Source organism: Methylocapsa sp. S129 (assembly GCF_009765995.1).
Classification (GTDB): Bacteria; Pseudomonadota; Alphaproteobacteria; order Rhizobiales; family Beijerinckiaceae; genus Roseiarcus.
In genome coordinates, this window is sequence record NZ_LMUI01000005.1 from 1 (window position 1) to 21,863 (window position 21,863).

The 21,863-nt window shown below is 61.8% G+C and carries 18 protein-coding genes; 4 read left to right on the forward strand and 14 right to left on the reverse strand.

The genetic code is table 11. The annotated features are described in order from the left end of the window. Positions 1-87: 87 nt before the first annotated feature. Positions 88-837 (reverse strand): RluA family pseudouridine synthase, encoded by a 750-nt coding sequence (locus GSQ90_RS00615; protein ID WP_158812545.1) that lies wholly within the window; start codon positions 835-837, stop codon positions 88-90. 113 nt (positions 838-950) lie between these two features. On the opposite strand from GSQ90_RS00615, the gene ftsY reads away from it, so the two are divergent. Both ftsY and GSQ90_RS00625 read left to right on the forward strand, forming a co-directional pair. After that, entirely contained in the window at positions 951-1,994 is a 1,044-nt protein-coding gene (gene ftsY, locus GSQ90_RS00620) for a signal recognition particle-docking protein FtsY (RefSeq protein WP_210254784.1), read from the forward strand. A gap of 3 nt (positions 1,995-1,997) precedes the next feature. Next, a complete protein-coding gene (locus tag GSQ90_RS00625; protein WP_246731349.1) occupies positions 1,998-2,624 on the forward strand; it encodes a septation protein A in 627 nt (208 codons plus the stop codon). 18 nt (positions 2,625-2,642) lie between these two features. Here the strand turns inward: GSQ90_RS00625 and GSQ90_RS00630 are convergent, their stop codons facing one another. The 9 genes from GSQ90_RS00630 to GSQ90_RS00670 form a co-directional block, all read right to left on the reverse strand. Next, the gene (locus GSQ90_RS00630; protein WP_158812547.1) at positions 2,643-4,292 is read right to left on the reverse strand and encodes a hypothetical protein; all 1,650 of its coding nucleotides are present in this window, start codon (positions 4,290-4,292) and stop codon (positions 2,643-2,645) included. A 46-nt stretch (positions 4,293-4,338) separates the two neighbouring features. Further along, positions 4,339-5,634: an adenylosuccinate synthase gene (locus GSQ90_RS00635; RefSeq protein WP_158812548.1), complete on the reverse strand. Its 1,296-nt coding sequence runs from the start codon at positions 5,632-5,634 to the stop codon at positions 4,339-4,341. 218 nt (positions 5,635-5,852) lie between these two features. Further along, the gene (locus tag GSQ90_RS00640) at positions 5,853-7,499 is read right to left on the reverse strand and encodes an OFA family MFS transporter (RefSeq protein WP_158812549.1); all 1,647 of its coding nucleotides are present in this window, start codon (positions 7,497-7,499) and stop codon (positions 5,853-5,855) included. Positions 7,500-7,579: 80 nt separating this feature from the next. Then, on the reverse strand, positions 7,580-7,810 hold the full coding sequence (locus tag GSQ90_RS00645) for a formate dehydrogenase subunit delta (protein ID WP_158812550.1): 231 nt from the start codon (positions 7,808-7,810) through the stop codon (positions 7,580-7,582). After that, a complete protein-coding gene (fdhD, locus tag GSQ90_RS00650; RefSeq protein ID WP_158812551.1) occupies positions 7,807-8,640 on the reverse strand; it encodes a formate dehydrogenase accessory sulfurtransferase FdhD in 834 nt (277 codons plus the stop codon). The genes GSQ90_RS00645 and fdhD overlap by 4 nt, the downstream gene beginning before the upstream one ends. Continuing rightward, positions 8,627-11,473, reverse strand: coding sequence for a formate dehydrogenase subunit alpha (fdhF, locus tag GSQ90_RS00655; RefSeq protein WP_158812552.1), 2,847 nt, complete (start codon positions 11,471-11,473; stop codon positions 8,627-8,629). The genes fdhD and fdhF overlap by 14 nt, the downstream gene beginning before the upstream one ends. A gap of 9 nt (positions 11,474-11,482) precedes the next feature. Further along, the gene (locus tag GSQ90_RS00660) at positions 11,483-13,039 is read right to left on the reverse strand and encodes an NADH-quinone oxidoreductase subunit NuoF (RefSeq protein ID WP_158812553.1); all 1,557 of its coding nucleotides are present in this window, start codon (positions 13,037-13,039) and stop codon (positions 11,483-11,485) included. Next, on the reverse strand, positions 13,039-13,518 hold the full coding sequence (locus tag GSQ90_RS00665; RefSeq protein WP_158812554.1) for an NAD(P)H-dependent oxidoreductase subunit E: 480 nt from the start codon (positions 13,516-13,518) through the stop codon (positions 13,039-13,041). The genes GSQ90_RS00660 and GSQ90_RS00665 overlap by 1 nt, the downstream gene beginning before the upstream one ends. A 113-nt stretch (positions 13,519-13,631) precedes the next feature. Further along, positions 13,632-14,567, reverse strand: a complete 936-nt coding sequence (locus GSQ90_RS00670; RefSeq protein ID WP_158812555.1) for a LysR family transcriptional regulator — start codon at positions 14,565-14,567, stop codon at positions 13,632-13,634. Positions 14,568-14,812: 245 nt separating this feature from the next. Here GSQ90_RS00670 and GSQ90_RS00675 point away from each other — a divergent pair, with 245 nt between their 5' ends. After that, positions 14,813-15,427 carry an SCO family protein gene (locus GSQ90_RS00675; protein ID WP_158812556.1) on the forward strand — a complete coding sequence of 205 codons (615 nt, stop codon included), beginning with the start codon at positions 14,813-14,815 and terminating at the stop codon, positions 15,425-15,427. Between the two features lie 212 nt (positions 15,428-15,639). Here the strand turns inward: GSQ90_RS00675 and GSQ90_RS00680 are convergent, their stop codons facing one another. The 4 genes from GSQ90_RS00680 to GSQ90_RS00695 all read right to left on the reverse strand — a co-directional run bounded on the left by GSQ90_RS00680 (position 15,640) and on the right by GSQ90_RS00695 (position 20,786). Further along, positions 15,640-16,140, reverse strand: coding sequence for a hypothetical protein (locus tag GSQ90_RS00680; RefSeq protein ID WP_158812557.1), 501 nt, complete (start codon positions 16,138-16,140; stop codon positions 15,640-15,642). Positions 16,141-16,764: 624 nt separating this feature from the next. Further along, on the reverse strand, positions 16,765-18,819 hold the full coding sequence (locus GSQ90_RS00685; protein WP_158812558.1) for a hypothetical protein: 2,055 nt from the start codon (positions 18,817-18,819) through the stop codon (positions 16,765-16,767). Between the two features lie 375 nt (positions 18,820-19,194). Beyond that, a complete protein-coding gene (locus GSQ90_RS00690; protein ID WP_158812559.1) occupies positions 19,195-19,593 on the reverse strand; it encodes a hypothetical protein in 399 nt (132 codons plus the stop codon). A gap of 701 nt (positions 19,594-20,294) precedes the next feature. Continuing rightward, a complete protein-coding gene (locus GSQ90_RS00695; protein WP_158812560.1) occupies positions 20,295-20,786 on the reverse strand; it encodes a redoxin domain-containing protein in 492 nt (163 codons plus the stop codon). A gap of 102 nt (positions 20,787-20,888) precedes the next feature. Between GSQ90_RS00695 and GSQ90_RS00700 the strand changes: the two genes are divergently transcribed. Next, on the forward strand, positions 20,889-21,512 hold the full coding sequence (locus GSQ90_RS00700; RefSeq protein WP_158812561.1) for a TetR/AcrR family transcriptional regulator: 624 nt from the start codon (positions 20,889-20,891) through the stop codon (positions 21,510-21,512). Positions 21,513-21,863 lie beyond the last annotated feature (351 nt).

Genomic DNA, 21,863 nt, shown 5'->3' on the forward strand with positions numbered 1-21,863 from the left:
GTCTCGTCGACATCGCCTGAACTGGCCGCCAGACTCCTGGAGCGCCGATGAGCCCCCTCCCCCGCGCCGGCGAATCAGGCGGCCCGCTCACACCTCAGCCGCTGCGCCCGGCTCGAGGATCGCCCGCGGGGGATCGCCGGCAAAGCCGCAGATTTCCAAGGCGCGCAGCATATGCGCGGGCGCCGGCGCCTCAACGACGATCGGCGGCCCAGTCTTCGCCAGCGGGACCGAGACGCGCCGCGCGAGCAATTGCAGTCCAGGCGCGGATTGCGAAATATTCCCTCTTGGCGCCGTCCCGTAGACACTGTCGCCAAGAATCGGCCAACCCTGGGCCGCGCAATGAACGCGCAATTGATGGGTGCGGCCGGTCAGAGGCTCCAATTCGAGCCAGGCGATGGCCCGGCCGTCGATTTCGCCGCGTCCGGCGATTGTCCATCGCGTTTGCGACGGCAGTCCGGCGGGGTCCGCCTTCATCCACCAGCCGCGCGTCGCATCGAGCCGGCCAAGCGGCAGATCGATAAGCCCTTGTTGCGCATCAGGGCCGCCTTCGACGATCGCCCAATAAGTCTTTCCGATTTTACCCTGCTTGAACAAAAGCCCTAGTTTTTCCAAAGCTTTATGATGGCGGCCGAGCACCAGACAGCCGGCGGTTTCGCGATCGAGCCGATGCGCCAGCGCGGGCTTGCGCGGCAAGCCGAAGCGAAGCGCGTCGAAATCATCCTCGAGGCTCTGCCCACCCTTGGGGCCTTTATGGACAGCGATTCCCGCCGGTTTGTCGAGGATGAGCATCAACCCATCGCGATAGAGCAGGCGCGCTCTTGTTTCCTCTGGCGTCATGGCCCAATAGCTAAACGAGCGGCGGTCGCGCGCCAAGCCTCCGCGCCTATATGCAACACGAGAACGAGACGAGCGGCGCCCTCAAGCGCGTCGGGAATGTGTTTGGAACAGCGATGACATTCAACGACGATGGCGCTGAGAAATCCAAGCCCCGATTGTTCCGCCGGCTATTCTCTCGCGCCGAGCCTGACCCGCCGCCGCAACCGCTCGCGAGCGCGCCTGAAGCGACGCCGGCCAAGCGGAGCTGGTTCGCGCGCCTGACAACAGGCCTATCGCGGTCTTCCGCTTCGATCGGCCAGGGCATCGTCGATATTTTCGCCAAGCGCAAGCTCGACGCGGCCGCTCTGGACGACCTCGAGGATTTGCTGATCCAGGCCGATCTCGGCCTGGCCGCGGCGACGCGCATTCGCGAGGCGGTGGGGCGCGGGCGCTACGATAAGGCGATCGAGCCGCGCGAAGTGCGGGCGATCCTTGCGGCCGAGGTCGAGCGGATTCTTGAAGCCGTCGCTCGCCCCTTGGTCGTCGAAGCCGGCAAAAAGCCTTTCGTTATCCTGGTGGTCGGCGTCAATGGCTCGGGCAAGACAACGACGATCGGCAAGCTGGCGGCGAAATTTTCCGCGGAAGGACTGAAGGTCACGCTGGCGGCCGGCGATACGTTTCGCGCCGCCGCGATCGAGCAATTGCGCCTGTGGGCGGGAAGGGTCGGCGCCAATATTGTCGCGCGCGAGCAGGGCGCGGACGCCGCTGGCCTCGCCTTCGACGCGATCAATGCGGCGCGGGCGGACGGTTCGGACATTGTGCTGATGGATACGGCGGGACGATTGCAGAATCGGACCGAGTTGATGGGCGAACTTGAAAAAGTGATCCGCGTCATGAAAAAGGTCGAACCGGAAGCGCCGCACGCCGTCTTGCTCGTGCTCGACGCCACCGTCGGCCAGAACGCGCTCAGTCAGGTCGAGATTTTCGGTCGCATCGCCGGCGTCACCGGCCTCGTTATGACCAAGCTCGACGGCACGGCGCGCGGCGGCATTCTGGTGGCGATCGCCGAGAAGTTCGCGCTTCCCGTGCATTTCATCGGCGTCGGCGAAAGCGTCGAGGATCTTGAACCTTTCGCGGCGCGCGATTTCGCTCATGCGATAGCCGGGCTGGAGCGCTAAGACATGCCGCAACGGGAGAACGCCTCGATGATTGACGGCCAGGGCGCGGCCCTTGAAAAGCGCAGGACCATTAATCCAATCCTCAAGCTCGTCCTTGAACTGGGTCCGTTGGCGCTATTCTTCATCGCCTATTCGAGGCTGGGTTTGTTCGGGGCGACGGGCGTGATGATGGTGAGCGTCGTCGTGACGCTGGGCGTCTCCTATGCGCTGCTGCGGCGCATCCCTATCATGCCCCTGGTCACCGCCATTATCGTCGTCATCTTCGGCTCGTTGACCTTTTTCTTTCACGACGAGACGTTCATCAAGATGAAGCCGACCGCGCTTTATCTGCTGTTCGGCGGCGCCCTTCTTGGCGGGCTTGCCTTCGACAGGCCGCTGTTGCCGATTCTGTTCGACGGCGCGCTGAACGTCACGCCCGAAGGATGGCGCAAGCTCACCTGGCGCTGGGCGTTCTTTTTCGTAGCGCTAGCGCTGCTCAACGAGATCGTCTGGCGCACGCAGACGACTAGTTTTTGGGTCGGCTTCAAGACGTTCGGCATCATGCCGCTGACGATTCTCTTCGCCTTAGCCCAGGCGCCGCTCGTGGTGCGCTACGAAGCGAAGGACGACGAGCGGAACGAGGCGTTATAAAGCGCCATCGATCACGCTTCATTTCCAGGCGTCGAGAGCCTGGGCCATCACTTTGTCGCCAGTCTCGCCCTTCGTGAAGGTCAGCTTGGCGATCCGGTCGTCATTGAGCAGCAGCGGAAAATCGAACCAGCTTCGCGTGGCCAGAAGATCGAGATTGTGAGCCGCGTCCGCGTCCGAACGCGTGAGGCCGACCAGATAATAGCTATCGTTTATTTTCACGCGCACGCCTGAAACCGCGTCGCCGGTAGGCGCGTCGTCCTTGCGCAATTGCGGCAGGCCCATGTCCTTGACCCCTTTGATTTCGGCGCCGTCGGCGAAGGTCGCGCGCAGATCGATCGTATGGGTCGCAGGCAGGCTGGCGTCCGCGTTTTTCCGAATCGTCACCGTCGCATGCATTTTCTGGTCGGGAATATCCACTTCAACCCGCACGGCCACGCTTGAGGGCTGGCCAGGACTCGCGGGAATGATCGACCAGATGGCGCTGCCCAGATTCACAATCGGCTTTTGCGGATCGCTCGTGACGCCAATCAGCATCGCGGCGCGCGAGTTTCCAGGGACAGCGGCGGCCGGCGCCGCCGGAGCAGGCGCCGCAGCGGTCTGAGCATTGTCGGCCAAATGCGGCGACGCGGAGGCCCCGGCCGGCGCAGGCGCAACCTGCACCGGCGCCACGGGCACAGTCACCGTAGGAATGGGCGTTTCGCCGGCGGCCGGCGCCGGATCGCTCTGGCCGGCGCCCTTGATCCGTTCGGCGATTTTGTTTTGGTTTGCCGGATTCGTCTTGTCGGCCGCTTCGGTCGTCGTCTTGGTCGCCAGATCCTGCGGCTTCTCCCGCATGAGATAAGCGAATATGGCGATCGCGCCGGCAATGCATATCAGCACGACGAGGGCCGCCAATGGCCAGGGACTGCGTCGGGGCGCCTCGTCGCGACCTGGCGCGCTGGGGCGTGCGATCGTGGCGCCGGTCCTGGCCGGCGGGATGCCGAGCGTGGCGGCCGGCGACGCGGCGACGATCGGCGCAAGGCCGGGGTCGTCCGCGCTCGACCCCTGGTGCGCCGCAACAGGCGGGGCGATGGAAGTCGACGAGCCGCCGCCGGCAAGCAGCCGCGCCGGTTCTATAGGCGGCGCGGGGCGCCCGCTTGGGGCAGCGGCGGGCGACGGGGGTCCTAGCGTCGGTTGCCGTGGCGCAGGCGGCGCAACCGGAGCTCTTGGCGGCGGATTCAGCGCGGCGGCAGGGGATGCCGGCGGCGCGGCGACAGGGGCTGCCGGCGGCGCGGCGCCCGGGGTCGCCAGCGGTTTCGGGGTCCAGGCGGGCGCGGGTCGCGCGACGGGCGGGTTCGGGCGCGCGCCCGGAATAGACGGAGGCGCGGCGGGCGGCGCCTTTGGACTTGCGGCGGCGGAGGGAGATGGGGACGGCGAGGGCGGCGGTGCGATCGGCGCGCTTGCGGGCGTCGAGGGCCCGCCATATTCGGCTTCCAGGCGCGCGATCGCCTGATCGAGCGCCGCATCTTCGCTCGCTATGTCGCCTTCAGGCATCGGCGGCTGGATCGACCGCAACTGGCCGATCAACGCCTTGCGCGCGCGCTCATAGATCGCACGGCGCGCCGTGGGCGCCGCTCGGCTGGGCAGGTTTGCCAGAGCTTTGGCGAGAAGCGGATAATAGTCAGCCATGATCGGTTCCGGTCAATCCCTCAAGACCCCGCGCGCCAGCGTCGAATTAATCCCGAAATGGATCATGCACAAGAATCGTGTCTTCCCGCTCCGGGCTGGTCGACAATAGGGCGACAGGCGCGCCGATGAGTTCTTCGATGCGGCGGACATATTTGATGGCCTGAGCGGGGAGATCGGCCCATGAGCGTGCGCCGCCTGTGGTTCCCTGCCATCCCTCGATGGTCTCATAGACCGGCTCGACGCGCATCTGCGCCCCCTGGGCGGCCGGCAAATAGTCGATATCAGCGCCATCGAGACGATAATGCGTGCAGACCTTGATCTCGTCGAAGCCGTCGAGAATATCGAGCTTGGTGAGCGCGATGCCATCGATGCCGGAAGTCTTGACGCATTGGCGCACGAGCACCGCGTCGAACCAGCCGCAGCGGCGGCGCCGCCCGGTGTTGACGCCGTATTCATTTCCTCGGTCACCGAGCAATTGGCCGGTCGCGTCGTTGAGCTCGGTCGGAAAAGGCCCTCCGCCGACACGCGTCGTATAGGCTTTGGCGATTCCCAGGACGTAGCCGATGGCGCCCGGCCCGAGCCCGGACCCGGCGGCGGCGCTGCCGGCAACGGTGTTCGAGGAGGTCACATAGGGATAGGTGCCGTGATCGACGTCGAGCAAAGCGCCCTGGGCGCCCTCGAAGAGAATGCGTTTGCCCGCGCGCCGTTCGCGATCGAGCAGATCGTAGGTCGCGGCCATGAAGGGCAGCACCTTGGGCGCGACGGCGAGCAACTCGTCGCGGATCGCCTCGCGGCTGGTCGGCTCGAGGCCAAGGCCGCGGCGCAAAGGATCGTGATGGGCGAGGAGGCGGTCGATCTTGGCGTCAAGCTCGTTGGGCTCGGCAAGGTCCATGAGGCGGATCGCGCGCCGCCCGACCTTGTCCTCATAGGCCGGCCCGATGCCGCGCTTGGTCGTGCCAATCTTGACGCCGGCGACATTGGAGGATTCCCGATGCGCGTCGAGTTCGCGATGGAGCGCGAGGATGAGAGGAACGTTCTCGGCGATCTTGAGATTGGCCGGCGTCACCTCGACGCCCTGGCCGCGCAGTTTTTCTACTTCGCCCACAAAATGATGGGGGTCGAGCACCACACCGTTGCCGATGACCGACAATTTGCCCGAGCGGACGATGCCCGACGGCAGCAGCGCGAGCTTGAACACTTTGCCGTCGATGACGAGCGTATGGCCGGCATTGTGACCGCCCTGAAAACGCACGACGACATCGGCTGACACCGAGAGCCAATCGACAATCTTGCCTTTTCCCTCGTCGCCCCATTGGGCGCCGACCACGACGACATTAGCCATCCGTTGAGAACTCCAGACCCTAGACAAACAAACCCCGGCGCCAGCGACAATGGGCTGGGCCGGGGCTCATTGCTCCAATGAACTACGCGATCATGGCCACTGAGTAAAGTCGCGGCGGCGCGGCCATCTCTGGGACCGGGACCACCCCGGTCGCGTCTTTCGACTTCAGCGGGTTCGCCCCACCGCGTTAAAAGCGGGCCGGACGCCCACACCTCTGTTTACTGGAATATCTTGACTGCGCTGTCGAGCGTCTTCCAGACGCCCCAGGCAAGCGGAATGCAAACCGCCGCCCAGGCCAGGATCGTATTGAAGTCGAGCCCGCCGCCAAAATCGGTCCCTTGAGAAACCGATCCTGCCGAATCGACCTTGGGGGAAGTCTGGAGCCTGGCCGCTTCTTCGGCAGTCATCAGCCATTTCGGCGCGACGGGCCGCACAAGCGCGTTACAAATGAACCCCACAACAAGAAAGCCCGCGAGAATATAAAGCGTACGATCATAGACGAGCGCGCGTTCGACCCCGGCCGATATCTGCGCATCGCGGATGTAGCCGATGACGAGCGGGCCGACGACGCCCGCCGCCGACCAGGCGGTCAACAACCGCCCGTGGATGGCGCCGACGAACTGGGTTCCGAAAATATCGGCGAGATAAGCGGGGACGGTGGCGAAACCGCCGCCATACATCGACAGGATGACGCAGAAAGCGGCGACGAACAAAGCTTTCTGACCCATGTGCGCGAGCGAGGGCGCGGCAGCATAGAGCACGATGCCCAAACCGAAGAAGATAAAATAGGTCATCTTGCGACCGATGCCGTCCGACAAGGAGGCCCAGAAAAATCGACCCGCGATATTGAATAGCGAGAGCAGGCCGACCAGACCCGCCGCGATCGTCGCGATCGCCGTCTTCTGTCCGGCGTCGAGCGCGGAAAAGCCCGTCTCGGGATGTCCGATCAACGAGCCGCCAAAGATTTCCTGGAACATCGGCGAGGCCATTGCCAGCACGCCAATGCCCGCCGAAACATTCAGGCACAGAACGGCCCAGATCAGCCAGAACTGCGGCGTCTTATGCGCATTGTCGAGATGGACGGCGCCTTGGGTGATCATTGTTCTCTTCGCCGCGGGCGCCGTCCAGCCGGCGGGCGCCCAACCGGCGGGCGCCACCCGATAGCCGAAAGCGCCGGCCATCATGAAGCAGAGATAGACGATTCCCATTGTCGCCATCGCCTCCCATACGCCGGTGGAATCGGCGGTCTTGAAATGGTTCATCAGCAGGTTGGCGAGCGGCGATCCGATCATCGCGCCGCCGCCAAATCCCATGATCGCCATGCCGGTAGCCATGCCGCGTCGATCGGGGAACCATTTCACCAGCGTCGAGACCGGAGAAATATAGCCCAGCCCGAGCCCGACGCCGCCGAGCACGCCGAGCGACAGCCAGAGGATCCAGAGCTGATGCAGATAGACGCCGAGCGCAGACAGAATGAAGCCGCCGCCCCAGCAGAGCGCGGCGACGAACCCGGCCTTGCGCGGCCCGGCGCGTTCAAGCCAGCCGCCGAACAAAGCGGCCGATATGCCAAGCACCACGATGCCGATCGTGAAGATGACGAGGAGGTCGCTCACCCGCCAGTTGCAAGACGTGGTGAAGAGCGCGTCGAAGACCGACATGTCCCTGCAAGCCGCATCCTGTGGACCGGCGAGCGCATGGCTCAACGGCAGCCAGAACACGCTGAGCCCGTAGGACATGCCGATGCACAGGTGGATCGCCAGCGCGGCGGGTGGTACAAGCCATCGGTTGAAGCCGGGTTTGGCGATGGTGCGCGCCCGGTCCAGCAGTCCGGCGCCGGCGGCTCCCGCCAAATCATAAGTCGTCATGTATCCTCCCTCTTCATCCCAGGCCTTTCCCTTGCGAGCCGGCTTGGTTTGTTTGCGATCCTAGTCGGAGTGCGAACGCTTTACATGCTAGACCTTCGTTTGAGTTCGGCGACGGCGCGCGCGGCGACAGCATTCAGTCCGGAATGCCCTGCGTCGACATAACCGATAATCTCCCCCACCATCTTTGGCGTCCAATAGAGCCGCAGATGGTCGGCCGCGCCATTCACGGCTTCGTGCTCCGGCATGACTTTGAAATAATCGCCGATCTGATTGGCCATGTGGACCAGTTTGTCGATTTTTCCACCGCTCATGCCGCAAGACCTCCGCTGGCGGCCGGGCTGTGCTCTGTAAAGATCATTGCGTGGTCGGGGCGCGCTACGGCGATCAGCGCGATGCCGCAAGCCATGGCTCGCTCGATGGCGAGCGATGTCGGCGCGGAAAGCGCCACCAGCGTCGAAGCGCCGAAGACAGCGGCCTTGGCGACCATCTCGAACGAGCACCGGCTGGTAATGACGAAGAAACCATCCGCCGGAGAGGCGCCGCTCCTGACGACAGCGCCGATGAGCTTGTCCAGCGCATTGTGCCGTCCGACATCCTCGCGCAACGCGACGATGGCCCCGCTGCGATCGCACCAGGCCGCCGCATGAACGGCGCGCGTCTCGGCGTTGAGCGGCTGGCTTTGATCAAGCGCATGCAAGGCGACCTTGATCGCCGCCGGATCGATCGGCTTGGCATCCGCGATGCGCGCGCGCGCCGCGGGCAGATGAGCGAGGTCGTCGATGCCGCATAAGCCACACCCCGTGCGCCCCGAAATGGCGCGTCCTCGCGCGAGATGGGCGCTCATGCGCTCCCCGACCAAGGCGACATTGACTTTCAAGCCTTGTTCGGTGCGCGCAATCTCGACGCCGCGAATATCGCTTAGACCCTCGACAATCCCCTCGGTCAGCGCAAAGCCGATCGAGAAATCTTCGAGATCGGCCGGCGTCGTCATCATCACCGCGAAGGGAATGCCGCCAAACAGGATGTTGACCGGCGCCTCTATCGCAATATTTCGCGCGAAGAGCTCGCCAGAGGGGCCGCAATCGTAGCGATAGTCACGCGCGGCGACCGCAGCGGAGCCATTGTCGTCACTCCGCGGCATCGACCAATCCTTGAGCAATGCGGCGTAGCGAGAAACCCTCTTCCCAGTCTCGTTCCTGCCAGTCGGAATAATGGTTGGTGCGCCGCACCTGCACCGCCGTCACCTTATATTCCGGGCAATTGGTCGCCCAATCCGAATATTCGGTGGTCACGACATTCGCGCCGGTGTTGGCGTGATGGAAGGTCGTGTAGACGACGCCGGGCTGCATGCGTTCCGAGATTTTCGCATGCAGGGCTATTTCGCCGACGCGGCTCTGCATGGAAACGAGGTCGCCGTCGCGAATGCCACGGCTTTCCGCGTCGAAGGGATGCACTTCGAGCAGGTCTTCGTCGTGCCATGTGTTGTTTGACGTGCGTCGCGTCTGCGCGCCGACATTATATTGCGACAGGATGCGCCCCGTGGTCAGCAACAGCGGAAAGCGCGGTCCGGTTCTCTCATCGGTCGCGACAAACTCGGTCAGCATGAACTGACCCTTGCCGCGCACGAAATGATCGACATGCATGATCGGCGTGCCCGTTGGGGCTTTGTCGTTGCATGGCCACTGGATCGAATTCAGTTCGTCGAGCCGCTTATAGGAAACGCCGGCGAAGGTCGGCGTGAGCGCGGCCACTTCATCCATAATTTCAGAGGGATGCGTATAATTCATCTCGACGCCAAGCGCGCGCGCGAAGGCGATCGTCGTCTCCCAGTCCGCCATGCCGGCGAGCGGCGCCATCACCTTGCGCACGCGGCTGATCCGCCGCTCGGCATTGGTGAACGTGCCGTCTTTTTCCAGAAACGACGAGCCGGGGAAAAAAACATGCGCATAGCGGGCCGTTTCGTTCAGGAAGAGGTCCTGCACGATGACGCATTCCATCGCCTTGAGGCCAGCGGTGATGTGCTGCGTATCGGGATCGGACTGAGCGATGTCCTCCCCCTGGATGTAGAGGCCCTTAAACGAACCCTCGACCGCTTCATCCATCATATTGGGAATGCGCAGGCCCGGCTCGTTCGAAACTTTCACGCCCCACAGATGTTCGAACGTCTCGCGCGTCGCATCGTCAGACACGTGTCGATAGCCTGAAAATTCATGCGGGAAAGAACCCATGTCGCAGGATCCCTGCACATTGTTCTGCCCGCGCAGGGGATTCACGCCGACGCCGTCGCGGCCGATATTGCCGGTCGCCATCGCGAGATTGGCCATGCCCATGACCATGGTCGAGCCCTGGCTGTGTTCGGTGACGCCTAGGCCATAATAGATCGCGCCGTTACCGCCCGTCGCATAGAGCCGCGCGGCGGCGCGCAATTCGTTGGGATCGACGCCGGAAATCTTCGCCGTCGCTTCGGGCGAATTACGCTCCTCGGCGATGAAGCGCGCCCAGGATTCGAAATTGGCGAGATCGCAGCGCTCGCGCACGAAAGCCTCGTCGACGAGGCCCTCGGTCACGACGACATGAGCGAGCGCATTGATCATGGCGACATTGGCGCCAGGCCGAAGCGGCAGATGATAATCCGCTTCGACGTGCGGCGATTTGACGAGATCGATGCGGCGGGGGTCGACGATGATCAGACGCGCGCCGGCGCGCAGGCGCCTTTTCATGCGCGAAGCGAAGACGGGATGAGCGTCAGTCGGATTGGCGCCGATCACCATGATGACATCGGCTTTGTCGACCGATTTGAAATCCTGCGTGCCGGCCGATGTGCCGAACGTCTTGCTCAGGCCATAGCCGGTCGGCGAATGGCAGACGCGCGCGCAGGTGTCGACGTTGTTATTGCCAAAGCCCGCCCGCACGAGCTTCTGCATGATGAACACTTCCTCGTTCGTGCAGCGTGACGAGGTGATCGCGCCAATGGAATCGCGACCATAGTCTTTTTGCAAGCGTTTGAATTCGCTCGCGGCGTGATTCAGCGCTTCGTCCCAAGAAACTTCGCGCCAGGGGTCGGTGATTTTGGCGCGGATCATCGGCTTCGTGATGCGGTCCTTATGAGTGGCGTAGCCATAAGCAAAGCGGCCCTTGATGCAAGAATGGCCTTCATTGGCCTTGCCTGCCTTATAGGGAACCATGCGCACGACCTCCTCGCCCTTCATCTCGGCCTTGAACGAGCAGCCGACGCCGCAATAGGCGCAGGTGGTCACGACGGAATGTTCGGGCGTTCCCAGCGCGATGACGCTTTTTTCGTTCAGTGTCGCGGTCGGGCAGGCCTGCACGCAGGCGCCGCACGACACGCATTCCGAGCCGAAGAAATCAACGCCGCCGGGAGAGACTTTCGAGCCAAAGCCGCGCCCCTCAATGGTCAGCGCGAAAGTGCCCTGTACTTCCTCGCAGGCGCGCACGCAGCGCGAGCAGACGATGCATTTGGACGATTCGAAGGTAAAATAGGGATTGGAGGAATCCGTCGGCGCCTTGAGATGGTTTTCTCCGTCATAGCCATAGCGCACGTCGCGCAAGCCAACGACGCCAGCTTGTGTCTGCAATTCGCAATCGCCATTGGCGCTGCAGGTCAGACAGTCCAGCGGATGATCGGAAATATAAAGCTCCATCACGCCGCGCCGCAGTTTGGCGAGACGCGGCGTCTGGGTCTTCACTGTCATGCCCGCTTCGACCGGCGTCGTGCAAGACGCCGGGGTCCCCTTACGCCCCTCGATCTCGACGAGGCAAAGCCTGCAGGAGCCGAAGGCCTCCAGCATGTCGGTTGCACAGAGTTTGGGGATTTGCGTGCCAAGGCTTGCCGCCGCCGCCATCACGGAAGTCCCGGCCGGCACGCGAACTTCTTGGCCGTCAATGGTCAGCGTCAGCATATCGCCGCCGATGCGGATCGGCGTGCCCGTGTCGAGTTCGCGAATGAGCGCCATGGGAACCTCCTATTCCGCCGCTATCGGCGCCGCGCGGAGCGCAAAGTCTTCACTGAAATTATCGAGCGCGCTGATGACCGGCATCGGCGTGAGGCCGCCGAGCGCGCAGAGCGAACCATCCGTCAGCACAGCGCAGAGGTCGCGCAGCAATTCGAGATTGGCGCCGTGATTGACGCCGGCGATGATCTTGTCGACCGTCTCCACGCCGCGCGTCGAGCCGATGCGGCATGGCGTGCATTTGCCGCAACTCTCCTTGGCGCAAAATTCAAACGCGAACCGAGCCTGTCGCGCGAGATCGACGCTGTCATCGAACACGACAATGCCGCCATGGCCGAGCATGCCCTTGGCGGCGAGCATCGCTTCGTAATCGAGCGGCGTATCGAGCAGGCTGTCAGGAAAGTAGGAGCCGAGCGGACCGCCGACCTGGACGGCGCGCAACTTCCGCCCCGATTTTGTGCCGCCGCCGAAATCCTCGACGAGACGGCGGATCGTCGCGCCAAGCGCCAGTTCGACAAGGCCGCCGTAACGGACATTGCCGGCGAGCTGGAAGGGTTGCGTCCCGCGCGAGCGCCCCATCCCATATTCGGCATAGGCCTTGCCGCCATGTTGAAGAATCCATGGCGTGGAGGCGAAAGACAGCACATTGTTGATGACCGTCGGCTTGCCGAACAGGCCCTGAATCGCCGGCAAAGGCGGCTTGGCGCGCACTTGCCCGCGCCGGCCCTCCAGGCTTTCCAGCAGTGACGTCTCCTCGCCGCAGATATAGGCGCCGGCGCCGAGCCGCGCTTCGATGTCGAAGGCATGGTTCGACCCGAGAATGCGGGGTCCGAGCACAGCCGCCTTGCGCGCTTTTTCGATCGCCGCCTCGAACATGCGGAAGGCATGTGGATATTCCGAGCGGATGTAGACGAAGCCCTTCGTCGCGCCGACGGCGAGCGCGGCGATCGTCATGCCTTCGATCAGCGTGAAGGGATCGCCTTCCATCAGCATGCGATCAGCGAAAGTGCCGCTGTCGCCTTCGTCGGCATTGCAAACGATATATTTCTGGTCCGCTTCGACGCCCGCGACCGTGCGCCATTTAATGCCCGTCGGAAAACCCGCGCCACCGCGCCCGCGCAAGCCCGAGGCAAGAACCTCCTCGATGGTTGGCCTTGGCCCGATTTCGAGGGCGCGCGCGAGCCCCTTCAGGCCACCATGCCAGCGGTAATCTTCGATCGAAAGCGGATCCGTAACGCCGCAGCGTGCGAAAATCATGCGCTGCTGGTTCGCAAGATAGGGGATGTTCTCAATCCGCCCAAACGCTTTTGGATGTGCGCCGCCGCTGACAAAGCCCGCGTCAAACAGCGAGACGACATCGCCCGGTTCGATCGGGCCATAGGCGAGCCGGCCTTGCGCCGTCTCCACTTCGACCAGCGGCTCCAGCCAGAACAGGCCGCGCGAGCCATTGCGCGTGAGTTGGATGTCGAGGCTCCGCTGACGCGCCTCGCGCGCGATCGCGCTGGCGACCTGCTCGGCGCCGACCGAGAGAGCGGCGGAATCGCCGGGAACATAAATCCTGACGCTCATCAAGCGCCTCCGGAAGCGTCGTGAACGATGGAATCGATCCGCGATCGATTGAGCCGGCCGACGGGATCGCCGTTCAGCAAAGCCGCCGGGGACAGCGCGCAATTACCAAGACAATAGACGGTCTCGACACGGAGCGTCGCGCCGGGGCTGTGCTGGTCGGCGACGATACGGTGCTCAGCGGCCAGATGCGCGACGAGGTCTTCGCAGCCCATCGCCTGACAGGATTCCGCACGACATAGCTTCAAAACATCGCCATCGACCGGCGCGGCGCGAAAGTCGTGATAGAAGGTGATGATTCCGTGGATTTCCGCCTTCGACACGTTAAGCGCGTCGGCGATCATCGGAACCGCCGCCTTGTCGACATAGCCAAAGCATTCCTGCAGCGCGCGCAGAATGGGCAAAGCCGCGCCTTGCCGCCCGCGATGCTCCTCGATGATGCGGGCCGCCGCCTCGGCGTCCCAGGGCGCGCAGCCCTTCATCCAAGCCTCCCGATCAGCGATGCGCCCACCGGCCATCCGCTGCGTCCCGAATAGAATCGTTCAAATCGATTGGTTTTTCCAATTGAACATTCCGAATGCACGATAGAAAGAGCCTATCGATAATCGTCGCCGCTTCCCGGCGCCGCCGGCGGGACAATGAGGCGGCCGATGTCGTCGGGCCGCTCCATCGCCAGCAGGTTGCGCGCGAGCGGCGACGCGGGTTCGCGGTCCGACATGATCAGCCCGATCATCCGCCTCGCGCTGGGCTCGACCAGTTCGATCGCGCGCGTCTGGCGCGGCAGGCCAAAAAACTGTAGCAATTGGCGCGGCACGATCGAGGACCAGAGGCCGGAACTCGCGTGCGAGCACAAATTGAAGATCGAATTGGTCTCCACCGAGGGCTTAGGCTGAGCGTCCACCGAGCGGAAAATGCCGTCGATGATGCGCCGGTTCTGCATGTCAGGCGTCAGCAGGCACAAAGGCGCCTGCGCGGCCTCCTTCCAGCTGATCTTGCGGCGCTGCGCATAAGGGCCGGCGGCCGGGGTGAGGAAGACATATTCCTCGCTATAGATCGGCTTGGTCAGCACATTCACCAGCGGCTCGTTGTCGAGATAGGTCACGCCGACATCGAGCTCGAAATCGTCAATGCCGCGTTGAATCTCCTGCGATGTCTGCGACAGAACGGTCACCGACACGTTGGGAAAGCGCGCATGAAAAGGCCCGGTGAGATGCGAGATGATTGGCATAGCGGTCGGAATCGCGCCAAGCCGCAGCCGGCCCGACAGCCCCTTGTCCATATCCTTGAGGCTGCGCCGCAGGATGTCGGCCTCGGCCAGAATGCGATGCGCATGGTCGAGCGCGACACGGCCCTGACTGGTCAGGCCGTGGAATTTGTGGCCGCGCTCGACGATCGGCGCGCCCAGATCCTCTTCGAGCTGGCGGATCGCCGCCGACAGCGTGGGCTGCGAAACATTGCAGGCCAAAGCCGCGCGCCCGAAATGTTTCTCCCGGGCGAGGGCGACGAGATATTCGAGCTGGCGCAGCACCATCGTCGCATCGACCCCGCACTGATTGGCGGCCGGAGGGGTTTCCTATCGGCGGCATAGCGTCTATTGCCAAAATGCTACAGTGCGGAGGCCGTTCACGGCAAGTTGATAGTGTTGGCCTATCGCCTCCGCGCAGCGCTCTCCGGCATATAGGTCAGCTCTATTGACCCCTTGCCTTATTTCCGGCGCCGTGTTTTTGCGCCATTTTGTACGCATATGTCGTTCGCCTGCGCCAGTTTGGAGTCGCCTTGAGCCCGCCCCCCTCCTCCCCCGAAGCCGCGCCAACCGGCCAGCGCAAATGGCTCATCGCCGTCGCTGCGGCGGTCGGCGCCCTGGCGATCATCGCCGCCGCCCTCTATCCCGTCTTGCGCCAAAAACCCGGCGGGACGGCCTCGCTGGTCGGCGGCCCCTTCACGCTGCAGGGACCGGACGGACGCGTGGTGACCGAGGCAGACATGAAGGGCGAGCCCTTCCTCGTCTATTTCGGCTACACCAATTGCCCCGACGTCTGCCCGACCACGCTCGCCCAAATGTCCGACGTGCTGGCCAAACTGCCGGGCAAACCGATCCGGGCCTTGTTCATCACCATCGATCCCGAACGCGACACCGCCGCCTCGCTGAAAGATTATCTCGCCAGTTTCGATTCCCGCATCATCGGCCTGTCGGGCGATCGCGCCGCGATCGACAAGGTCGAGAAGGCCTATCGCGTCTACGCGCGCAAAGGCCCGCCCGAAAACGGCGGCTATGGCATGGACCATTCATCGATCATCTATCTGATGGACGCCAAAGGCCAGTTCGTCGAGGCGTTCAATATGGACCGCAAGCCGGAGGAATCGGCCAAGGAGCTTGAGGGATATTTGTAATCGGGGGAGGCCGGCAGGCCTTGCGCTGAATCCCCCCGCTTCCGCTTCCGCTTGACGGCGGCTCGGCCCCGCCACAGCGTTTGGAGATTACGGCGGCGCCCGCCTTCCCCTTGTAGTGCGCCTTCGCCTATCTGCCTTCTAATTAGTTAAATACGGGCGTGTCGCCGTAATTCCGTAATTCTAGCGCACGCTGCGCACTGATGATTTACGGTTCAGTGACCGGCACCAATGCGAAAAAGCCCCCACACCGCGCCTAGAAAAAAGAAAGCTTGGCTTAGGATACCCAGGATATTGATCGCGGTTGTAAGATGAGGGACTGCTTTGAGTTCGATGGGAGAAAATGTTGGCGGCACTCTCGGAACGATCAAGCCGATGTCCTTGATTGCTTGAAGTGCTTTTTGGCCGTGCTCTTCTGACTCCCGCACAGCCCGTTTTTGTTGAATCGACACGATGAGGCCCCCGAAGATCAAACCAATAAAAAATAACCACATCGGTCCTGTTAGTGCCGCGAGAGAAAACGTACCCGCCGATTCTTTGTTGCCGGCAAGCGCATCGGCGATGCCGAAGCAAGCGATTAAGCCTCCGGCGTTTCCCAGCACAAGAAGCCGTACATAGCTTTCTTCTAGGCGCTCCGCCTTTGCATCGGCTGCGCGCGCATCGGCGATAGCCTGACGGACGATAAAAGCCCGCTTCGGGTCTAATTGTTCTGTCATGTCACGACACTCCCGCCCGGATCAAAAATACGGATATCAGAATCAGTCATCAGGAAGCCAGACGGGCCCGTAACGTTGCGACCTGGTGCGCGCGCCATGTCGTCGTCACCGCGTAACCTACGAATTTCGAAGGGCCGAATTGCCAGTTTCCATTATTCTCCCGGTTGGCGTACCAGGCGCGAGCATGGGCGAGACGTTGCTGAGAAAGTGTATGATAATGTCCTTTATCATATATGTGGACTGCGCCCCTCCCGTGAGACACGGCTAATTCAGTGACATGCGTATTTCACTCTTTGACACATCATTCCCGCGCGCGCTCGGCATGGAGCGCCGTCGACCTCACGGAAGCCTCTTTTTTCCGAAGTTTTGAGGCTGTCAATGGTCTTGACCGCCGGAGGCGGCGCGCAAGAGCGCGCCATCGACAGCCTCAAAACTTCGGAAGTTCATGCTTCCATGAGGCCAACGGCGCGGTGTGCGGCTGGAAGGGATAGCTGGCGTCGCTCGGATAGCCCGGGCCGAAAGAGGGAATTAGGCGCCGTAACCCAGCCATGACGCCTTCCGTTGAGATTCTTGCGCTGCGCATCAACAGCGCGCGCGAGGGTCAATCTTGGTCGTGCAATCTGTTTAGCGCAAGACCGGACAAGGAACGGAGAGACTTACGCAGATGTGACCAGGCCCTCCATTCGGATTGGCGCAGCACTTCTTTCCCGCGCCGCATTGCGTGCAGGCGCGGATTGGCGGCGGAGGCGTTTTGGAATGACACCAACTCGATGCAGCCGCGTAAATTGAGTAGCTGTGACAAGAATCTTTGGTTCCAACATTACAAGCCGCTACAAAATTATTGTATCCCGCTGTCGATCCTATGTTCGTCCGGCTGCTGGTCGAGAGCAAAGTCCCGGAGGGCGGCGTGGTGTCGTTGATAGGCTTGCCGCTCCAGGAATAGAAATCGGCGTTCGTCGGACAGCTCAGCGAGTATTGCGGCGGCTGATTCTGGTAGGACGGGCAGCTTGTCGAGAATTGGCATTGCGGCGGCGGCACGTCGACGACAACGTCGCCGTCTTTCGTTCTCGAAACGCGGAAGCCCTCTGAAAGGCCTTCGAATTTGTCGATGAGGAGGGCATACGCCCTTGGACCTGAAATATGAACGCCTTTATCCGCATTTGTCGGAAGGTCAAAAAATTTGAATTCTCCCTGCAAGTTGCTCTGCGTTCGCCAAATCGTTCCATCCGGCATGGTGGCGGTGACCGCAACGCTGGCGGGCTCATTGGATGGCCTGCCTCCTGCTCGCGGCGGTTTGTTGATGTGGCCCATCAACCCGGGGGAAGCGCCGCAATCGCTGCTTCCAGCTTTCGTGGGCATGAACAGATAGGTGCCGAACGCGCCGTCCCAGTACAGATCGACGCCTTGGTGCCAGCACGTGGTTTTTGACTCCAGCAGCCCTTGTGCGTCCGTGATTGTGCCGGAATTCGACTGGGTCGTTTTTTGATAGGTGTATTGGAACTGAACCCCGGCATATGCGGAGGCGGTCGTGAGGAACGCTACGCTCGTGCCGAACAGATCGGTGTAACCGACCTGATGCATATAGCCCATAATATAGCCGTGAATATCTTGAGTATTTGTATCTAACGCTGTGCCGGATGGGGGATCGTTAGCGTTGTCTGGGCCCATCACCTGAAAGTGCTCTTTCATGAATGTGAACCGGTTCGCTGGAAGCGTTGGAGTCGGGTTGATGTCGCCGGAAAGCGAGGCGACGAACGGATTTGTCCTCAGAATCGCGGCTTTGTCGCCGTTGGTTAAATGGGAGAGCTGCGCGGCTTTGTAGCCAGGCAGCGGAACGAGTCCGGCGAGTTCTCCGACGCTGACATCGAGGACGTTGACGAGCTGGCCGGAAGGCGGTTGCAACGACGAGGTGTAATTGTCGCCTTGCATGGTCGCGGTCATGTCGACGTTGGTCCAGAGCCAAAACTTGTCATTCAGGTGATCGATCAAGTCTGTATTGGAAGTGACCTGCGGACCCCATGATCCATTCGATGTCATTTGGAATGCATCGCCGTTGATGCTGCCGTAGAGGTAGCTCGCGCTCTCCTGGAGAACCGGAGTCGTGATCTGCGCGGTCGCGCCACCCGCAGTCGTAATCTGCACCATGACCTGGGAGCCAAGAGAAGTGCCGTTTAGATATTGAGCGGTGCTCGCGTTGCCCGGCGGCTCATAAGTAATTGCGAGCAGATAATAGGACAGCGGCCCCGTCGCGGTCGTCAGCGGGCCGATACACGTGCAGAGATAACCGCGTATCGCCACATCGCAGCAGTTGGGATCGGTCGGATCGCTGCAAGCGGCGCAGTTGGGAGCGCAGAAGGGATTCGAATTGCCTTTGCAGCACTGACCCTGATTTACTGAAGAGGATGAACATTGGCAGACGACAGAGCCGTCTCTCTGGCTCGCGCAGTCCTGGGCGAGAGCATTGGAGGCGAAGCTGGTTCCTATGAAGGCCAGTCCAATCAGAAAAGCGACTATCCAGCAAACATTCATCATGGCGGCCGATGTACGGCCATAAGAGAGTTTTTTGATAAAGTAGCCAAATAGGTCCGAGACGCGACTGCCCTTGATCAGAGGTTGCCCGTTGCCGCGCAATGCCATGCCGCTCCCCACCGCCGAAGCCATTGTCAGCTTGAATAACACACCACAGCCTTCGTTTCGCTAGCCTTCAATTTGAACGGCGATTGTTCGGAATTGAGCATCACGCAACGCTTCAGCAATACAAGAACTCACGAGAGACGTCGGCCGCCGCCGCACGTTCGTCGACTTGTTGCGCGCAATTCGACAAGGACGGGCTTGTCGCGGTAATGCCGTTTGCCGCCGGCATGCTTCTCGCCACAAACCGACTCACGACACTCATCCCGGCGCTGTCTGCCGCGCACTCAATTCGACTCGATGTCTGCTCGGAATTGCGGCGACAGGCGCGTAATTCCATATGTCAACCTCTCAAAAGATGCAGTCGATAAATAATAACGCGAATGACGAGGACATTATCATGCGCATTATTGAATGACACCTTCACTGAGAGGGTGGCAATAGGCCGGCGCCAAAGCCAAAGGGCGGATTGTTCCATTCCGGAAAGTACACGAAGCCTTCGATGATAATTTCGGGCATCGGATCGGCCGTCATTTCGTCGCGCCAGTACCGGGATGCGCTTTGCTCCCACTCGCCGCGCCCGTAATCCAGCCACTTCGCATCAGCTCTATGTGTCTTTGCGCGTCGATCAATCCTCGCTTTGAGCAAATGGCGTTCCTGTCCCGCGAACCACGTCTTCATCGCTCTGGAAGCTATTTCCTCATCGTCAACAAGGAACATCGCGTGCAGTCTTGTGGGTGCCTGTGCGCATACGGCAATCCTCACAGCCTCCCACACTTGTTCCTTTTCGGTCGCGGCCGCGTCGAAGCCGTAACGCGACATGGCACCCTCCATCGCTGGTAGTTGCCGAATCGCCGAACTGCTCGCGCAGATACCTTCCCCATTGTGTGCGTTGTGCAAGATATGGCCGCCCTGCTTTGGGCAGAGGTGCCAATATGGTTCGGGGCGCAACGGGTATGGTGTACCTTGGGCTAAGATTATCGTCACGATACCGCTCCCCGAACAGCCCTGCGCTGGCGATGACAAACTAGATACGCAACCTATGAATCACGAATTACGGCGGCAGGCGCCTATTTCGCTATTTGACACATCATTCCCGCGCGCGCTCGGCATGGAGCGCCGTCGAGCTCTCAAGGCGAATGCGGAGCATTCGCCTTGAGAGCTCGACGGCGCGGTGTGCGACTGGAAGGGATGGTTGGCGTCGCTCGGACAGCCCCGCTCGAAAGAGGGAATTAGGCGCCTGTCGCCGTAATCGCCGTCAACATAGTCGCAAGGCGCTCGCACTCTTCGTCCGCTTCCGGCTGACCATCTCGCCGCCGGATGCGCCGACGATCGCCCAAGCGAAGGGCCGCGAGCGATGTGAAGGATTCATCGAGGCGCCCGGCCGCCGATTGAACCGGGGCCGGCCACTGCTCGATGAAATTCCAAAAGATGTGCTCAGCGCTGAGCGCTCAGGAGAGAGCGGCTTAGACCGCGACCATCGCACCGCCTCGACTGAGGCCGCGGCGACGCCTTGTCCCGGCTTATTTGTTTATGGACTTCATGAATGCGACGAGACGGATCACGTCGTTTGGAACAAGGCGGCCAATCGCGCGGCTCGAGTAAACCGCATTGACGATGGCGCCATCCGGGGCAAGCATAAACCCGGTGGTCTCCAGGAAATGCCCTCTCGTCGGAAATTGCGTTTCGTAAGCGCCAGTCGCGCCGACAACGGTCTCGACATTGGCGGAATGCCCCATCTTGAACGGGATATGATGCTTCCCAACGAACTCTGTTGTCGTCGCCTCGTCGTCGACCGAGAAGGCTGCGACCTTGACGCCCGCTTGCGAAAGCGCTTCGGACGCGATCGCAAACGCCGCCATCTGCTCGTTGCAGAATGGGCACCAGTGGCCGCGGTAGATCAGGACCACGCCATAGAACCCGGCGAGATCATCCGGGAGGCTAAGGACCCCGCCGCCAACGGCGGGGATTTCGAGTTTGGGGAAGAGCTGGCCGTTCTGCAGGGGTTGGGTCACGGATGCATCCTTGCGTCTGGACTAATCAGTCCAGGAATGCGAGATTCAAAGTGGACTGTCCAGTCCATTTCTTAGGATGCAGGTTCTTAGGATGAATGCTCGATGGATCGGAACGCCAAGCCACAGAAACGCGCCTTAACCCCGCGAGGGGCGGCGACCAAGCGGCGCATTGTCGAAGCAGCCGCCAGCCTGATTTACGCGCGCGGCGTGGAGCGGGTCAGTCTCGATGACGTGATGGAAGCGAGCGGCGCCAGCAAATCCCAACTCTACCATTACTTTGACAACAAAGACGGCCTGGTGCGCGAGGTTATTGAACTACAGGCCAGCCGCATTCTTCAAACGAATGCTCTGCATTTTGAGCGTCTCGATTCCTTCGCGGCTCTGCATGCTTGGCGCGAAGCGATGGTCGCCGCCAATCGCGCGTGGGGAGGCGTTGGAGGTTGTCCGCTGGGCTCGCTCGCCAACGACCTCGCCGCGCAGTCCGAGCAAGCCCGCCGCCAGCTCGATCAGAGCTTCGCAGCCTGGGGCATGGTCATCGAAGCAGGTCTGTCTCGCATGAAGGAGATGGGACAATTGAGGTCCTGCGTTGACGCCAGAGGAATGGCCGTGGCCGTATTGGCTGCGATCCAGGGCGGCATTCTCCTGTCGAAAACAACCCGCAATTCGGAGCCGTTGGAGCTGGCCCTCGACATGGCGCTCAGCCACATTGAACGGCACGCCGTTTGATTGGCGACGGGCCACCGTAATTCCGTAATTGTAATTGCACACGGCCGTAGGCGGCGTCTTCGCATCGGCAGGTTGGCCAAGCGCGTGTCCTGGCTTACGACATATGAAACCGCGAATGAGGCAGGATTATCCATTCTTTGCTTGGCGGAGCGGAGCGCGAGAGGAATTCGAAGTGTCCGGGTTCAGACTCATTTGAGGCTGCGCTGGTCTCAGCGCCAGCTATCCATTGATTGCATGGAGGCGATAATGCGCGAGAGCAATTCGAACTCAATCGGGATAGGGGGGCGTCTTGCGACGCCGCCCCTCCCACACCACCGGGCGTACGGGTCCGTACCACGGCGGTTCGGCGGA

What these genes read in the sequence shown, in the direction of transcription:
- GSQ90_RS00630 (WP_158812547.1), bottom strand. Translation starts at nt 4,292, where the DNA reads ATGGCTGACTATTATCCGCTTCTCGCCAAAGCTCTGGCAAACCTGCCC.
- ftsY (WP_210254784.1), top strand. Translation starts at nt 951, where the DNA reads ATGACATTCAACGACGATGGCGCTGAGAAATCCAAGCCCCGATTGTTC.
- GSQ90_RS00660 (WP_158812553.1), bottom strand. Translation starts at nt 13,039, where the DNA reads ATGAGCGTCAGGATTTATGTTCCCGGCGATTCCGCCGCTCTCTCGGTC.
- GSQ90_RS00635 (WP_158812548.1), bottom strand. Translation starts at nt 5,634, where the DNA reads ATGGCTAATGTCGTCGTGGTCGGCGCCCAATGGGGCGACGAGGGAAAA.
- GSQ90_RS00615 (WP_158812545.1), bottom strand. Translation starts at nt 837, where the DNA reads ATGACGCCAGAGGAAACAAGAGCGCGCCTGCTCTATCGCGATGGGTTG.
- fdhD (WP_158812551.1), bottom strand. Translation starts at nt 8,640, where the DNA reads ATGCCGCGGAGTGACGACAATGGCTCCGCTGCGGTCGCCGCGCGTGAC.
- GSQ90_RS00645 (WP_158812550.1), bottom strand. Translation starts at nt 7,810, where the DNA reads ATGAGCGGTGGAAAAATCGACAAACTGGTCCACATGGCCAATCAGATC.
- GSQ90_RS00665 (WP_158812554.1), bottom strand. Translation starts at nt 13,518, where the DNA reads ATGAAGGGCTGCGCGCCCTGGGACGCCGAGGCGGCGGCCCGCATCATC.
- fdhF (WP_158812552.1), bottom strand. Translation starts at nt 11,473, where the DNA reads ATGGCGCTCATTCGCGAACTCGACACGGGCACGCCGATCCGCATCGGC.
- GSQ90_RS00670 (WP_158812555.1), bottom strand. Translation starts at nt 14,567, where the DNA reads ATGGTGCTGCGCCAGCTCGAATATCTCGTCGCCCTCGCCCGGGAGAAA.
- GSQ90_RS00700 (WP_158812561.1), top strand. Translation starts at nt 20,889, where the DNA reads ATGGATCGGAACGCCAAGCCACAGAAACGCGCCTTAACCCCGCGAGGG.
- GSQ90_RS00640 (WP_158812549.1), bottom strand. Translation starts at nt 7,499, where the DNA reads ATGACGACTTATGATTTGGCGGGAGCCGCCGGCGCCGGACTGCTGGAC.
- GSQ90_RS00690 (WP_158812559.1), bottom strand. Translation starts at nt 19,593, where the DNA reads ATGTCGCGTTACGGCTTCGACGCGGCCGCGACCGAAAAGGAACAAGTG.
- GSQ90_RS00680 (WP_158812557.1), bottom strand. Translation starts at nt 16,140, where the DNA reads ATGACAGAACAATTAGACCCGAAGCGGGCTTTTATCGTCCGTCAGGCT.
- GSQ90_RS00625 (WP_246731349.1), top strand. Translation starts at nt 1,998, where the DNA reads ATGCCGCAACGGGAGAACGCCTCGATGATTGACGGCCAGGGCGCGGCC.